The following is a 14,401-nucleotide window of genomic DNA, read 5'->3' on the forward strand; positions in this document are numbered from 1 at the left end:
ATACAAAACGGCTTCCTGCTTTCGTTCTTTCTGAAAGTATCCCACTATTTCGCGTAACTCCAATGAACGTTTACGGTGTCGTTGTCACCAGCTTATTCTGCGTTGCTACCCTCGTTGTCGGGGCCCAGCCCAGTCGCGATTCGGTAAAGGTCGAAAATCTGGGCAACCAGGTGAACTCGGAATACAACGAAATCAACCCGATGATCTCGCCCGATGGCCGGACGCTTTATTTTGCCCGGATCAGCCACCCCAACAACACCCACGGCGACAAAGGGAGCCAGGACATCTGGTTTTCCGACTTCGACGAAGCCAGCAAAAAGTGGGGGCCTGCGCGCCGGATGGGGTTTCCGCTCAATAAAGATGAGTACAACTGCGCCTACAGCATTACCCCCGACGGGCAGACGATGCTCATCAAAGGCCAGTACAACAACGGAACCTACGAAACCCGCGGATTCTCGCTGAGCAAGAAAACCGCAAACGGCTGGTCGCCCCCGCAGAAGATCGACATACCCGGCTACGTGAACATGAGCAAAGGCCAGTTCGACTGCGGATTTCTGTCGGCCGACGGCAAGGTGCTGCTGATGGCGTTCAGCGAAAAGAAGAACAGCAAAGAAGACGACCTGTACGTCAGCTTCCGGCAGAAAGACGGTTCCTGGACCAAACCCATGGAGCTGGGCGTCGAGGTAAACACCAAATTCACGGAAACAACCCCTTTTCTGGCACCCGACGGCGCCACGCTTTACTTTTCGAGCAATCGCGAGGGGGGGCTGGGCAGCAACGATATCTACGTCTGCAAACGCGTCGACAAAACCTGGAAACACTGGTCGAAGCCGGTTAACCTGGGCCCATCGGTCAACACCGATGGCTATGACGCTTATTATACGCTATCGGCCTCGGGCGATTATGCCTACCTGACCACCTTCAAGAACACCCTCGGGAAAGGCGATATCGTACGCATCAAACTGACCGACGTGCGCCCGACCGACCAGCCGGCTAAAGTGGGCGGGGGCGATCTGGCCCAAAGTCCGTCTACACGCCCCGACCCGGTAGCACTCATCAGCGGTAAGGTGATTGACCAGACCACCGGAAAGCCCGTAGAAGCCAAAATCATTTACCAGACCTTACCCGATGGGGCCGAAGCCGGTGAGGCTACGTCAGACCCAATTACGGGCGAATACAAGATCGTGCTGCCGTATGGACAGAAGTACTCGATGCGGGCGGTGGCTAAAAACTTCATCGCCGAGGGCGATAATGTAGATCTGACCCAGACCAAAGGCTATCAGGAAATCAAGGGTAAAGAGCTGAAACTCGTTCCTATCGAAGTAGGGCGATCGGTTCGGCTCAACAATATTTTCTTCGACACGGGTAAGTCTGAGTTACGGCCGGAGTCGGGCCCCGAGCTGGATCGGCTGGTGGTTACGTTCAACGAATCACCCAAGATGGTGATCGAGGTACGCGGGCATACGGACAACACAGGCTCGAACGAAATCAACGCCAAACTTTCTCAGGACCGGGCCGACGCCGTGCGTGAATATTTTATCAGCAAAGGCATCGAACCCGACCGCATCGCCAGCAAAGGCTTCGGCGAAACCAAACCCGTTGCTACCAACGATACCGACGAAGGCCGTCAGCAAAACCGGCGCGTAGAGTTCGTCATCGTTAAAAAATAACTACCCGCTGGGCGTGGTTTGTTTGTTACTGACGCAGAGAGACGCAAAGGCCGGGCCGCCGGGCGGTTGCGTCGCTACAACGCGGTTCGGTCGTCGGCGATTCACCGTGGTTCATGCGGCCTTCAATAAGACAACGTATACTGCAAGCATCAGTCCAGGCCGGGGCGTTGGAAGGCTCGGGCGGTTGGGAAGAGGGTTTCCAGCTCCCGGCGCAGGCGGCTCAGCTGGGCCAGGATGTCGAGGAGGTTATCGATCTTGTCGGGGTACTGAGCCAGTATGGTTTGCCAGGCCGCCAGCGACCGATCGATGCTGACCAGCACCAGCTTGGCTTTTCCCAGGTGATAGACCTTCATCGTGGCGTCCGACTCGCTCAGCGCTCGTAATGCCGACTGGGTTTTGACCGGTATGAGCGTGCGGTACCAGTTGATGATTTCCCAGGCATCGCGGAGCGCGTGCAGGATCGGCATCGACTCCTCCTGGGTACGAAACCCCAGCGATACCTCCCGAAGCTGTTGTTCACCAGCCTGTTCGAGTAGGTGCTTCTCCTGACGGAGCCAGTCTCCCGTATGTTTCAGGTACGAATTGGCCAGCTGGGCAACCGGATGCTGGCGTACCTGAACTGGTTTGGGGAGCGCGTTTTCTTCCAGCGCCTGAACCGTTGTGTCGGCAGGGGCGTCAGGGCCAGTGAGTGCGCCCGACCGGCTCAGATTCTCGATATACTGTTTGGTCAGGTTCAGCGCATCGGTCAACTGATTGATCAGGTCCGGTCCGGCTTCCATGGATTTGGTCAGGCCTGTTTCTGTTTGAATCTGAAAACTTCGACAGCGGCTGGTGAACAGGCAGCGCTCGCACCAGGTGTCGCAATAATTATAAATACCCGGGATCAATTCAGTTTGTACGTTCATGTTGTAGTTACGGTAAGAATAGTACTTTTATTCTGTAAATATAATAGATGACCAAATGAAATTTGTGTAATATAGGTGCCAAAACTTTATGTCAGACAAACAGATGTAAAACCGTTCATCCAACGCTCAGGCCGCTTACAACCAGCTTCCGGTGCCCTTCCTTTTTTAGGGCAGCGCGCTGACTGGTTCGGTTATCTTTACCAAAAAAACACACGTATGAAACGCTTCCTCTTTCTACTAGTCATGCTGTCACTAGCTGTCGCGGCTCAGGCGCAGACGCCGTCGGCCCCGACGGTTGACCCGAAACTCGATTCGCTGGCGAAGCTGGCCCAGCGCTTTATTAACAACAACCAGCCAGACTCGCTCTACGCCATCATGGGCGATGCGTTCAAGCAACAGATTTCGGCCGATAAGATGAAAGAGGTCGTGGGGCAGGTGTCGGGGCAGCTCGGCAAATGGACAGCTATGGAGTCGCGGGGTGTACAGAACGGCATTGCCCGTTACAAAGCCACGTTCGCGCTGGCCCCGCTCGATTTTTACATCAGCCAGGACAAGCAGGGCAAAGTAGAAACGTTTCTGTTCAAGCCGCTTGAGTAAATCCCGCCTATTTTTCGCGATCCGTTCAGAACATTTAAACCGGTTAACGGATTAGTTGAGTATCCCCATTCTCAACACGGACAATCATGCAACTCAACGCCGGCTGCGACCTTCAGTTTCAGGCTGAGGGACCAACCCCTTTAGTGCTTATGCTACGCCCCCGGTCTGGCGCCGGGCAGTGGATCATTCGCGAAGAGTACCAGATCACGCCAACCGTCAACGTAACGGAGTTTACCGACATGTACGGCAACCTCTGTCAGCGACTGGTGGCCCCCGAAGGGCCGTTTTCGATTCATTTTACGGCTACCGTCCAGACGGCCGATGCCATCGATGTGGCGCCGGGCGCGCCCTATACGCCGGTTGAGGATCTGCCCGATGATGTGTTGCACTACACCCTGCCGAGCCGGTATTGCCAGTCGGACCAGCTAAGCGAGCTGGCTACGCAGATTACCGACGGGGTTGAGCCCGGCTACGACCAGCCCGAAGCCATCCGGCGCTGGATCAACGAGAATATCCGCTACGAATACGGTACCAGCGACGCCAGCACCTCGGCTGTTGATACGGCCCAGCACCGGGTTGGCGTTTGCCGCGATTTTACCCACCTCGGTATTTCACTCTGCCGCGCCCTTAATATTCCGGCCCGAATGGTCGTTGGTTATTTGTACCAGCTCGACCCGATGGATCTCCATGCCTGGTTCGAAGCCTACGTGGATGGCCGCTGGTTTACCTTCGACGCTACCCAGCGCGAACCCCGCGGCAACCGGATTACAGTGGCTTATGGTCGCGATGCGGCCGACGTGGCCTTCACTACCCAGTTTGGCCCCATGACGCTGGAGTCGATGCGGGTCTGGGTCGATGCGCTGGAGCCTGAACCCGAAGAGACCGAGCCGGCGCAACCGACAGGGGCTTAGGCAATTCTGTTAAAAAAATGGCGGGTGTACCAACGCTTTTCCTACCGGCGGGGTCTATCCGGAAAACCGATACCAGACTATGACTAAACAACTGCTTTTCTGCGCTTTACTGGGATCGCTGACGGCCTGCCAGCCCGATACGGACATCCAGCCCGGAACGGCCTCGCTCGCGGGCGAAATTGGCGGTCGGTACCGTACCAACGTCTTCCTTGACCCATCGTGCGTGGCGTTGTCCAGCAGTCAGCTGCCAACGGTCACCCTGCTGGCCGAGTCAGACAGTGCGGTATCGGTACTGTATGCCTATCAGTATCCACAAAAAGGTACCCGCCGGGTAGAGGGCGTTGCCCTAAGCCGCCAGGCCGACAGCTCGGTGCAGCTGCGGGTTGGCAATACGACCCTCGGCAGCGTGCAGACCGAACGCGTCTTTACCGACAACGGCATGGAGAAAGAAGGGAAACTGCTGCGGATTACGTACCAGAACGGCGCTACCGAGATTCCGTACTTTGCGGGCGTGAAGGAATAAAAAAAGCGCGATATCGTTGGATATCGCGCTTTGTAGGGAGTGGTGTAGGCTTAGCGAACCGCAAACTCACCGGCACCGATCCGGAAGCCTTCCGAATACAGCTCTACCGTGTACTTGCCGGGCTTGTAGGGAATGCCACGGGTATACAGCAGCTCAACGTTCTGACCATTGCTGGTGTAGTTGACTGTCTGCTTGGTGGTGTAGATCGTCTCGTTACCATCAACCGTGAACGTACCCGAACCGTTGGCCATATCCGATACAACGGCACCGCTTGGGTCAAGCACCCGAACAAACACTTCTTTCGGCTCTTCGCGGGTCAGCGGGTTATCGAGCAGCGTATACACCAGTTTGATTTTGTCTAACCGCTTGGCTTTGTAGGCGTCGTCTTCTTTGACTTTGCCTTTCGAGCTAACCGCAAACACTTTCACGTTCTGGGCTTTCAGGGCGGCAGCGCGGGTTACTTTGGTGCTCAGCTCCTGGTTTTGCGTGGCGATGGTAGCAACCGAATCGCTCAGGCGCTGACGCTCGGTCTTAAGGCCGGTATTCTCTTCGTCCAGCACTTTTACGTTCGTGGCCAGCGTCACGTTTTCACGCTGCAGGTTGGCGATGAGCGTATCTTTCTCGATCAGGAACGCTTCATACTGCTTGATTTTGGTTTCGTACTTGGCGATCGAAACCCGGTTGCCCCGGCGCAGCGATGCTCTGTCTTCTTCCAGCTGGGCTTTTACTTTCTGCAGCTCCGTAACGTCGCCCCCTAATTTTTGTACTTCGGCAATTTTGGCGTCTAAGGCCGTCGAGATCGAATCCAGTTTAACGCGGGTGGTTGAGAGTTCTTCTACGCGCTCGGATATGGTAACTTCTTGGTTCTCAGAAACTTTTTTCTGATCGAAATACAAATAACTCGATACCCCGGCTAAACCAGTCATAATGATAAGGGCGGCCAGTAGGGCACCATTGGTGCGGGGCTTTTGCGGACTATTCTCCATAGTAATGGTCAGTTTAACGATTGAACTTGCACTTTGTACTCGTGTAGAGGTTGTTACATCTGAACGGGTTTATTACAGGAGATCACTTAACAAGAATTACTTACCGATTAGTTGCAAAACGTACGAAAGCAACGCCTTTACGGTTTTCAATATTGTAATCTAAGTCAATAGATTTTGTGCAAAAAAGAAGATAATTCATTGTAAAACAAAGCTTTTTACCGAATAATCAATAATTGATTTAGCGAACGGGACAAACACGCGCCGGAAACAACGATACCCCGGCCCTCGTTACCTAATGTGGGTCAGCCAGGTAAGTAATAGATGACCTGAAATCACCCGGCCGGGACCGGATACCGGTCCCGACACCCGCTGACCCTGCCATACAGTCATGCCCGAACTGCCCGAAGTAGAAATTAGACGCCAATATCTCGAAACGTCATCGCTTTACCAGCCGATACGCCATATTGAGGTGGAAGACAAAAAGCTGCTGACCACCGACTACGCTACCCTTAGCGAACGGCTGACCGGACGGCAGTTTACGGGTACGCAGCGCGTTGGCAAGAACCTGTTCGTATTTACCGACCACCCCGACGTCATTGTTCATATGCATTTCGGCATGACCGGCGATCTGGAATACTACCATGCCTCGCTCGATCGGCCCCGCTTTGCCCGTATTGTTTTTGAGTTCGACGGGGATTTCAACCTTGGCTTTTTGTGTCCGCGCAAGTTTGAGCGGGTTGGCCTTATCGATAATGTCGATGCGTTTTTACGGCGGAAGAAAATTGGTAAAGACGGACTCGACATAGCCCCGGCTGAGCTTGCCGAGCGGGTTCGGGCCAAAAAAGCGGTTATCAAACCGGTTCTTCTCGATCAGCGTGTCGTGGCGGGCCTGGGTAACTGGATTGTCGACGAGGTCTTGTTCCAGGCCCGCGTCCATCCGGAACACCGCGCCAACACCCTGACCGACGAAGAGATGACCCGGCTGCATGAAGCTATCCGGCTGGTGCTGGAGACCGCCATCCGCTACGAAGCCACCTACCGCGACTTTCCCAGCAGTTTCCTGATCCACGTTCGGGAGTGGGACGACTCGCCCTATGACGATGTGGAAGCGCATAAGTTCTGCCCCCGTTGCGGTACCCGCATCGAACGCTCAACGGTGGGTGGCCGAACCACATTCTTCTGTCCCCAGGACCAGCCGTTGCCGGTATAACCGACGTCTGCATGACGATGAGCCGTAGTCAGTTTGGCTGACGAACTTGTACCGGGCCGCTTTCGTTTTCACAATGCGTGTAGATACATTTAATTATACATATGAATCGATCCATTGCTGCCATACAGACCGCTACGCCCAACAGCGTTGGCGATGGTTTTGTCGGGTTGAATGCTTTCCACCCACAGGGCTCACGGCCGTTTAACCCGTTTTTGCTGCTCGACCACCACGGGCCCATGCAGGTTCAGCCCTCGGGTCGGCCGAAAGGGGTTGACAAACATCCACACCGGGGCTTCGAGACGGTCACGATCGTTTACGAAGGAGCGCTCGAACACCGCGATTCGGCCGGTAATCACGGCAAGCTGTTTGCCGGCGATGTACAGTGGATGACGGCTGCGTCGGGTATCATCCACGAGGAAAAACACGAACTCGAATTCTCCCGTCGGGGTGGTCGGCTGGATTTTGTGCAGTTATGGGTCAACCTGCCGGCTAAAGATAAGATGAGTCCACCCCGCTACCAGGATATTGCAGCCACGCGGATTCCGAAGACAACCCTTTTCGGGGGCGGTACACTGCGGGTCATTGCGGGCGAACTGGGCGGACTGCGCGGTCCTGCGCATACCTTCAGTCCCATTACGGTAGCGGATCTGACCCTGGCTGCCAGCCAGACTGAAACGATTACCGTACCGGCCAATCATACGCTGATTGTCTATGCACTGGCCGGTTCTGCTACGATCAACGGGCAATCGATGACCCGCGGGCAGGTGGCGTTGACGGGCATTGACGGCGATACCATTACGCTGACGGCTACCGCTGATGCCAAACTGCTGATTTTGTCGGGAGAGCCGATTAACGAGCCCCTGGCCGTATATGGTCCGTTTGTGATGAATACCCGCGAGGAAATTATGGAAGCCTTCGACGATTTTCAGAACGGTCGGATGGGGGTATTAAATTAACCAGCCTGTCCAATCCGGCACATGGTATATCGCTCTATAAATCCTTGATGTTGCCAAACCCGATGACATCCCGATAGACGGGATTGTCGCGAAGCTCGGTTGCGCGTATCAGTTTGTCGGCACCGAACCTGGTTTTCAGGTCGTAAAGCGTTTTGCGGAGGGTATTTTTACGACTGTCGTTGGTGAAGAGACTGAGCGGAACGGCATCGGCCGGTACGAACCGATGCACCACCACGCTCATGCTGCGGAGGTGTTCGTTCAGTACCGGCTCGCAGTGGTGAGATGCCTGAAACCGCGCCAGCCGCTCGCTGATGATCCGGTACATGTCGGGGCCGTCCTGCATCGGATCGGTAAAGCTGACCTCGCAGTTGTAGGTTTTGCCGGTATGGTATCGGCACGAAAAAGACAGGTTCTGGCAAAACACGCCCTGCCGGACCATCCGCCGTTCGAGCGTCAGACAAAGCGACTGCAGCAACTCATCCAGCCGCTCCGCCGAGCTGCGCTGCTCCGGCGAGATCGTCCGCATGGCCGACATACTTTTGTACTCCTCGTGACTATCCAGATCGACTTCGCCCGCAAAGTTGAGCCGCAGGTGCCAGTGCAACCCGACAATACTTTTGCAGATGGCCTTCAGCCGCTGGGGCGACGCGTACCGTAAATCCAGCGGAGTACGGATACCACCATCTTCGAGCCGGACCGCCATCCGGTAGCCAATGCCGGGCAGGTCGGTAAGCCGAAGCGACCGAAGTACGGCGTCGATGGTGTCGGGGGTGATCACCGTCAGGCCGTCGGGCTTTTGCAGGTCAGAGGCCAGTTTGGCCAGAAACACATTCGGCGCAATACCAATCGAGCACCGCAGCCAGTCGCCCACCTCGTTCCGAATGGCGGCTTTGATGGTTCGGGCCAGCTGCTCCATATCCTTATACACCAGTTGGTAGTTGGTCAGGTCAATCACCGCTTCGTCGATGCTTTTCGGCACCACATCGTCGGCAAACTGTTTGAGCACGCTGATCAGCTTGACGTGGTACGAGCGGTAGCGGGTAGGGTGCGTCTCGACCGGTACCAGATCCGGACAGAGCCGCATCGCTTCATCCAGCCGCATACCGGTTTTTACCCCTTTCCTTTTGGCTTCTACCGAGGGGGCAATGATGCAGCCGTGCTGACCCGTATAGACGCAGACGCCCACCGGCCGACCCCGTAGCCAGTAATTATCCTGTTGTTCGCAGGAAGCAAAAAAGCTGTTCATGTCCACAAACAGGACCGTGGGCAGCGTATGGTTGGTGAGTCGGTTCCGGTTCATCAATTTTTGGATAGAAACGTTCCTTTTGGTGTCGTCTTTCGTCTGTATTAGTCGTATGTTTGTTGTGATACAGGCGCAATATATTTGACTTGTATTATAATGCCAATATATCCATACTATAATGGCGAAAAATTGTTTGGAAAAAGTAGACAACATGACAAGTATACAGGATCGGCTGAAGCAGGTATTTGATTCGCTGGGGATAACCATCTATCAGATTGCCAAGGAGTTGGGCGAGAACCCGTCCAAATTCTATAACATTCTGAACGGACGGGCTAAACCCTCGTACGATACCATCATGAGTTTGCTGGCCTGTTACCCGCAAATCAGCGCCGACTATCTGATTCGGGGTATTTTGCCTGTACTGAATACCCCCGAGGCTAACGCCATGGTATCCGACGCTGACGAAGACACCGCCGAAATTCCGTTCGTGCCGGTGCGGTTCTACGCTACGTTCGTAGAAAGTTACGCCGACGGGATCGGCGCCACGGATACGGAAATGTTCCGGGTCAGAAAGCCGGTACTGAAGGGCCACAAAAAGGCCGTTGTGCTGGAAATTTCGGGGAATAGCATGAGCCCGCAGCTGGCCCACGGGGCTAAAGTGCTGGCCGTACCGGTGAGTGAGAGCGACTGGGAATACCAGTCGGGGGGCGTATACGCCGTTATGTACCGCGATTATTTTGTGGTCAAGCGCATCCGCGACAACGAATTACTGACCCGCAAATACCTGACCCTTCATTCCGACAACCCGAACGGCGGCAACGTTACGGTTCCGCTGCACGACATTCGGGGCATGTGGAAAATTGTAACGATTGTAGAAGCACCTGTCGAGTAAGGTCAGGCGCCTGCTACTTCTTCAGTATGCATGGCTTCTTTCTGGTGGGCCCACATCTCGCCGAAAATAGTGCTGTGCTGACGCAGGTAAACGAACGTGCCTTCGTCTACAACCTTACCGTCGCGGAGTATATAAATGTAGTCGAACATAGGGAGCAGATGCAGGCGATGCAGGGTCGATACGACCACTTTCTGCCGGAATTCGCTCAGCATACTATGATAGATCTGAAATTCAGTTTTCGGATCTACGCTGCTCGTGGGCTCGTCGAGCAGGATAATATCGCTGCTGCGGGCGGCCAGTACCCCGCGGGCCAGCGCCAGCCGTTGCCGCTGACCACCCGACAGGTTTAGTCCTTTCTCCTGAATACTCGTTTCCAACCCCTGCGGCAGATGCGCAACGATGTCGGCAAAGTGGGCGGTTTTGCAAACCTGCATCACCTCATCATCGGCAAAAGGCAAGCCCAGCGTGATGTTATACCCGATGGTGTTCTCGAAGATTTCGGGCTCCTGCGGAAACAGCGTAACGGTATCGGCGATGGCGTTCAGTCCCTGAACATCCTGCCCGTCGGCCTGGACCAGCGCCCCCGGCTCCGGCGCATACAAGCCCCGCAGCAAGGTCAGCAGTGTACTCTTGCCCGATCCACTTTCGCCAATCAGCGCTACCCGTTTCCCCCGCTCGAGCCGGATACTGACCGAGCGCAGGGCCGGACCTTTACGCTGGCTGACCGACGTTGACGGGTGCGAAAAATTCAGATTCGAGAGGGTCAGCGTTTGCCAGTGGTCGGGCAGGGCATCATGCCGAATCGTATCTTCATGCTGCCGGTAGGCGTCGCCGATGCCCCGTGCCGTCTGAACGTCGGTGTTGTACTGCACAATCTGGGTGTATTGATAGGCCACGTCGTTGAATACGCTCGTAAACTGATTCACGTAGCCCAGCAGCGTAACCAGTCCGCCAATCAGAAAGACCTCGCCCGGTACGTAATGCTGGTAGACGAAACCCGCAGCCACCACCACGTAGATCAGCGCCACGAGCATACTGGCCACAAACCATTTCCATTCGTTGATTTTTACCTGCCGCATGAACGGCGGAAAAACAGCCGCCACTTTGCCCGAAAAACTCAGCTCGATCCGCTTTTCCAGCCGCAGGGTGATAACCGTCATGATATTGGACAGGTTGTCGAACAGGGTAGAGGAAGCCTCGTGTTCGCGCTCGTTGGTTTCGTCCAGCGCCCGGATGAAGGGTCGGTCGAACCGCAGGATGACGTAGACCGTCAGCGCACCCAGCGCTACGCCGATCAGCCCGAACAGGGGCGAAAAGTACAGCATGGCCCCGAACGAGAAAACGAACTTCGACAGGGCATGGAGGTAGGTGAACCCGCTCTGAAAAAACGACTTCAGCGCGTTATAGGCTTTGTTGATCCGGTTGATGGTTGCCCCGCTGTGGTGATCTTTGTGCCAGCCTACGGGCAGGTGCAGTGTCTGGTGATACAGTTCGTGCAGGAAGTTCCGGCTCAGGTTGAACGCCAGGCGCCGTTCCAGAATTCGGGCCGGGCCATGAAACGCCCATTCGAGTACTTTAAGGGCCAGAAACGCACCGGCATACCAGCCGGCAATTTCCGGCACCAGCGCGCCTTTCTGCTGAATGGCATCAACAAACCACCCGAAGAGTAACGGGTGTAAAGCGCCGACTATGTTGGCCAGTACGAACAGGACATAGACCAGTACGTACTGCTTTTTTTCCTGTCGGGCATACTGCCAGGCCGTGCGGAGCAGTGACAGGTAGGGATTCTTCATTAGTCAAGTTACGGTAGCGATTTCGGGTCGAAATCGTATAGCAAAGTTGACGAAAAGGCCCGATAAATAGTTCAGGGGGGCAGGCGTAAGTTCAGCTAGATTTATAGATTTAATCTGGATTTAACTGACCAGCTTTTCCGGTCTGGTTGCGCCGGGTAACCCGGCCGGGGCTAAAATCGGGCTGGTTCCGGTTCGTGCGACTGACAAAAACAGAATGTACATTGGTTTTCCGGTTGACTTTCAGTAATTTTGCGACCTGATTTGAAGAGGTGCCGTTTGGTTAGAACTTACCGGTGCCCTTTGGCTGTTATTGAATTACATAACTTTCTGTATAAAACAAGCTAATGGCTCGCGATTTAACGTTCACGAGAAACATCGGTATCGCTGCCCACATTGATGCGGGTAAGACGACCACAACCGAACGGATTCTTTATTACGCCGGGGTAAGCCACAAAATTGGCGAAGTTCACGACGGGGCTGCTACCATGGACTGGATGGAGCAGGAGCAGGAGCGGGGGATTACGATCACCTCGGCCGCTACCACGGTTGACTGGACCTACCGGGATCAAAAGTACCACATCAACATCATCGATACCCCGGGTCACGTTGACTTCACGGTTGAAGTAAACCGCTCGCTGCGCGTACTCGATGGTCTGGTGTTCCTCTTCAGCGCTGTTGACGGCGTTGAACCCCAGTCAGAAACCAACTGGCGTCTGGCTAACAACTACAACGTAGCTCGTCTGGGCTTCGTCAACAAAATGGACCGGTCCGGTGCCGACTTCCTCAACGTCTGCAAGCAGGTGAAGGAAATGCTCGGTTCGTATGCCGTACCGCTTCAGCTGCCCATCGGCGAAGAAGACAACTTCAAAGGCGTTGTTGACCTGGTTAACTTCCGGGGTATCGTCTGGAACGAGTCGGACAAGGGAATGACCTTCACCGAAGTGCCCATCCCGGCCGATATGCTCGACGAAGCGACCGAATGGCGCGAGAAACTGCTCGAAGCCGTTGCCGAATTCGACGACTCGCTGATGGAGAAATACTTCGAGGATCCGGAGTCGATCTCGGAAGACGAAATCCTGGCGGCTCTGCGGAAAGCAACCATCGCCATGAAAATCGTGCCGATGCTGTGCGGATCGTCGTTCAAAAACAAAGGTGTACAAACGATGCTCGACTACGTGATGGCCCTGCTGCCGTCGCCGTTGGACAAAGAGAGCATCAAAGGAACGAACCCCGACACGGGTGAAGAGATTTCCCGCAAGCCGTCGTCGTCGGAGCCGTTCTCGGCCCTGGCGTTCAAGATTGCTACCGACCCTTACGTAGGTCGTTTGTGCTTCGTTCGTTCGTACTCGGGCGTACTGGAGTCGGGTTCGTACATTCTGAACAACCGCTCGGGTAACAAAGAGCGTATCTCGCGGATTTTCCAGATGCACGCCAACAAGCAAAACCAGATCGATCGTCTGGAAGCTGGTGACATCGGTGCCGTAGTAGGCTTTAAAGACATCAAAACCGGCGATACCCTGTCGGACGAGAAAAACCCGATCGTACTGGAGTCGATGGTATTCCCCGACCCGGTTATCGGTTACGCCATCGAGCCGAAGAAAACGGCCGACCAGGATAACTTCTCGAAAGCGATTGGTAAACTGATCGAAGAAGATCCGACCCTGAAGGTTGAATCGAACGAAGAAACCGGTCAGACCATCATTCGGGGTATGGGTGAGCTTCACCTGGAGATCATCATCGACCGGATGCGTCGTGAGTTCAAGGTAGAAGTAAACCAGGGTGCTCCGCAGGTAGCTTACAAAGAGAAGCTGACCAAAAACGTTGAACACCGCGAGGTTTATAAGAAACAGACGGGTGGTCGGGGTAAATTCGCCGATATCGTGTTTGAACTCGGACCCCGCGATGCTGACGAAAACGGTGTAACGCCGATTGGTCTTCAGTTCGACAATGCAATCGTAGGTGGTGTGATCCCCCGCGAATTCATCCCGGCTGTTCAGAAAGGCTTTGACGAGTCGCTGAAGAACGGTCCGCTGGCTGGCTTCCCGCTCGAGAGCATGAAAGTTCGTCTGTTCCACGGTTCGTACCACGACGTTGACTCCGACTCGCTGTCGTTCGAGATGGCGGCTCGTCTGGGCTTCCGCGAAGCAGCCCGTCAGGCTGGTCCGAAACTGCTCGAACCGATCATGGCCGTTGAAGTGCTGACGCCGGAAGAATATACCGGTCCGATCACGGGCGACCTCAACCGTCGCCGGGGTGTGATGAAAGGAATGGATAGCAAAGCCGGATCGCAGGTGATCAAGGCCGACGTACCGCTGTCAGAGCTGTTCGGTTACGTAACGGATCTGCGCACCATGTCGTCGGGCCGGGCTACGGCTAACCTGACGTTCTCGCACTACGAAGTGGTGCCGCAGAACATCTCAGACGCTGTTGTAGCGAAAGAGAAAGGAACGGGTAAATAATACCAGAGGTCATGTGACCTTGATTGATAGGAATACCGGAAAGGCGTCTGACTAGTCAGACGCCTTTTTTTATCGCGCCCGCACCCGGAACGGCCTAACCAACGCGCACCAACCGGAAACAGGCGGCTCGGCGGGCGGATAGATTGGCCGACAGAAAGGCAAAAATTTTGCAGGAACTCGCTGATTCTGTGAGCGGCCGTTTTTTGCCGTACAGATTTTTCGTACCTTTGCACCCGCATTTAGCCACCCGACCGGA

Annotated in this window: 12 protein-coding genes; 8 read left to right on the plus strand and 4 right to left on the minus strand. The window is 54.9% G+C overall.

From position 1 onward, the window contains the following. Positions 1-62: 62 nt before the first annotated feature. The gene (locus EQG79_RS23280) at positions 63-1,670 is read left to right on the plus strand and encodes an OmpA family protein (protein ID WP_129604647.1); all 1,608 of its coding nucleotides are present in this window, start codon (positions 63-65) and stop codon (positions 1,668-1,670) included. A 149-nt stretch (positions 1,671-1,819) separates the two neighbouring features. On the opposite strand, the gene EQG79_RS23285 is transcribed toward EQG79_RS23280, so the two are convergent. After that, positions 1,820-2,575 carry a hypothetical protein gene (locus tag EQG79_RS23285; protein WP_077922231.1) on the minus strand — a complete coding sequence of 252 codons (756 nt, stop codon included), beginning with the start codon at positions 2,573-2,575 and terminating at the stop codon, positions 1,820-1,822. Positions 2,576-2,791: 216 nt separating this feature from the next. Between EQG79_RS23285 and EQG79_RS23290 the strand changes: the two genes are divergently transcribed. The 3 genes from EQG79_RS23290 (at position 2,792) to EQG79_RS23300 (ending at position 4,606) form a co-directional block, all read left to right on the plus strand. Then, entirely contained in the window at positions 2,792-3,172 is a 381-nt protein-coding gene (locus EQG79_RS23290) for a hypothetical protein (RefSeq protein WP_129604649.1), read from the plus strand. Positions 3,173-3,258: 86 nt separating this feature from the next. Then, on the plus strand, positions 3,259-4,083 hold the full coding sequence (locus tag EQG79_RS23295; protein ID WP_077922229.1) for a transglutaminase domain-containing protein: 825 nt from the start codon (positions 3,259-3,261) through the stop codon (positions 4,081-4,083). A gap of 79 nt (positions 4,084-4,162) precedes the next feature. Beyond that, positions 4,163-4,606, plus strand: a complete 444-nt coding sequence (locus tag EQG79_RS23300; RefSeq protein WP_077922228.1) for a hypothetical protein — start codon at positions 4,163-4,165, stop codon at positions 4,604-4,606. Between the two features lie 50 nt (positions 4,607-4,656). Here EQG79_RS23300 and EQG79_RS23305 read toward each other — a convergent pair whose 3' ends face one another. Then, the gene (locus EQG79_RS23305) at positions 4,657-5,592 is read right to left on the minus strand and encodes a hypothetical protein (protein WP_077922227.1); all 936 of its coding nucleotides are present in this window, start codon (positions 5,590-5,592) and stop codon (positions 4,657-4,659) included. A gap of 388 nt (positions 5,593-5,980) precedes the next feature. Between EQG79_RS23305 and EQG79_RS23310 the strand changes: the two genes are divergently transcribed. Together EQG79_RS23310 and EQG79_RS23315 are read left to right on the plus strand one after the other, a co-directional pair. Then, positions 5,981-6,802: an Fpg/Nei family DNA glycosylase gene (locus EQG79_RS23310; protein ID WP_129604651.1), complete on the plus strand. Its 822-nt coding sequence runs from the start codon at positions 5,981-5,983 to the stop codon at positions 6,800-6,802. Between the two features lie 101 nt (positions 6,803-6,903). Beyond that, positions 6,904-7,758, plus strand: coding sequence for a pirin family protein (locus tag EQG79_RS23315; RefSeq protein ID WP_394343322.1), 855 nt, complete (start codon positions 6,904-6,906; stop codon positions 7,756-7,758). 34 nt (positions 7,759-7,792) lie between these two features. On the opposite strand, the gene EQG79_RS23320 is transcribed toward EQG79_RS23315, so the two are convergent. Continuing rightward, a complete protein-coding gene (locus EQG79_RS23320; RefSeq protein ID WP_129604656.1) occupies positions 7,793-9,058 on the minus strand; it encodes a DNA polymerase Y family protein in 1,266 nt (421 codons plus the stop codon). Positions 9,059-9,212: 154 nt separating this feature from the next. Here EQG79_RS23320 and EQG79_RS23325 point away from each other — a divergent pair, with 154 nt between their 5' ends. Continuing rightward, entirely contained in the window at positions 9,213-9,893 is a 681-nt protein-coding gene (locus EQG79_RS23325; RefSeq protein ID WP_369822706.1) for a LexA family transcriptional regulator, read from the plus strand. Between the two features lie 2 nt (positions 9,894-9,895). Here EQG79_RS23325 and EQG79_RS23330 read toward each other — a convergent pair whose 3' ends face one another. Continuing rightward, entirely contained in the window at positions 9,896-11,686 is a 1,791-nt protein-coding gene (locus tag EQG79_RS23330) for an ABC transporter ATP-binding protein (RefSeq protein WP_129604659.1), read from the minus strand. Between the two features lie 344 nt (positions 11,687-12,030). On the opposite strand from EQG79_RS23330, the gene fusA reads away from it, so the two are divergent. Then, positions 12,031-14,145: an elongation factor G gene (gene fusA / locus EQG79_RS23335; protein ID WP_077922221.1), complete on the plus strand. Its 2,115-nt coding sequence runs from the start codon at positions 12,031-12,033 to the stop codon at positions 14,143-14,145. The last annotated feature ends 256 nt before the right edge of the window (positions 14,146-14,401 follow it).

This window comes from Spirosoma sordidisoli (assembly GCF_004138325.1).
Taxonomy (GTDB): Bacteria; Bacteroidota; Bacteroidia; order Cytophagales; family Spirosomataceae; genus Spirosoma; species Spirosoma sordidisoli.

Bases quoted from the DNA above. Each gene is read 5' to 3' on its own strand.
- EQG79_RS23330 (WP_129604659.1), bottom strand. From the start codon at position 11,686: ATGAAGAATCCCTACCTGTCACTGCTCCGCACGGCCTGGCAGTATGCC.
- EQG79_RS23300 (WP_077922228.1), top strand. From the start codon at position 4,163: ATGACTAAACAACTGCTTTTCTGCGCTTTACTGGGATCGCTGACGGCC.
- EQG79_RS23280 (WP_129604647.1), top strand. From the start codon at position 63: ATGAACGTTTACGGTGTCGTTGTCACCAGCTTATTCTGCGTTGCTACC.
- EQG79_RS23310 (WP_129604651.1), top strand. From the start codon at position 5,981: ATGCCCGAACTGCCCGAAGTAGAAATTAGACGCCAATATCTCGAAACG.
- fusA (WP_077922221.1), top strand. From the start codon at position 12,031: ATGGCTCGCGATTTAACGTTCACGAGAAACATCGGTATCGCTGCCCAC.
- EQG79_RS23290 (WP_129604649.1), top strand. From the start codon at position 2,792: ATGAAACGCTTCCTCTTTCTACTAGTCATGCTGTCACTAGCTGTCGCG.
- EQG79_RS23325 (WP_369822706.1), top strand. From the start codon at position 9,213: ATGACAAGTATACAGGATCGGCTGAAGCAGGTATTTGATTCGCTGGGG.
- EQG79_RS23305 (WP_077922227.1), bottom strand. From the start codon at position 5,592: ATGGAGAATAGTCCGCAAAAGCCCCGCACCAATGGTGCCCTACTGGCC.
- EQG79_RS23285 (WP_077922231.1), bottom strand. From the start codon at position 2,575: ATGAACGTACAAACTGAATTGATCCCGGGTATTTATAATTATTGCGAC.
- EQG79_RS23320 (WP_129604656.1), bottom strand. From the start codon at position 9,058: ATGAACCGGAACCGACTCACCAACCATACGCTGCCCACGGTCCTGTTT.
- EQG79_RS23295 (WP_077922229.1), top strand. From the start codon at position 3,259: ATGCAACTCAACGCCGGCTGCGACCTTCAGTTTCAGGCTGAGGGACCA.
- EQG79_RS23315 (WP_394343322.1), top strand. From the start codon at position 6,904: ATGAATCGATCCATTGCTGCCATACAGACCGCTACGCCCAACAGCGTT.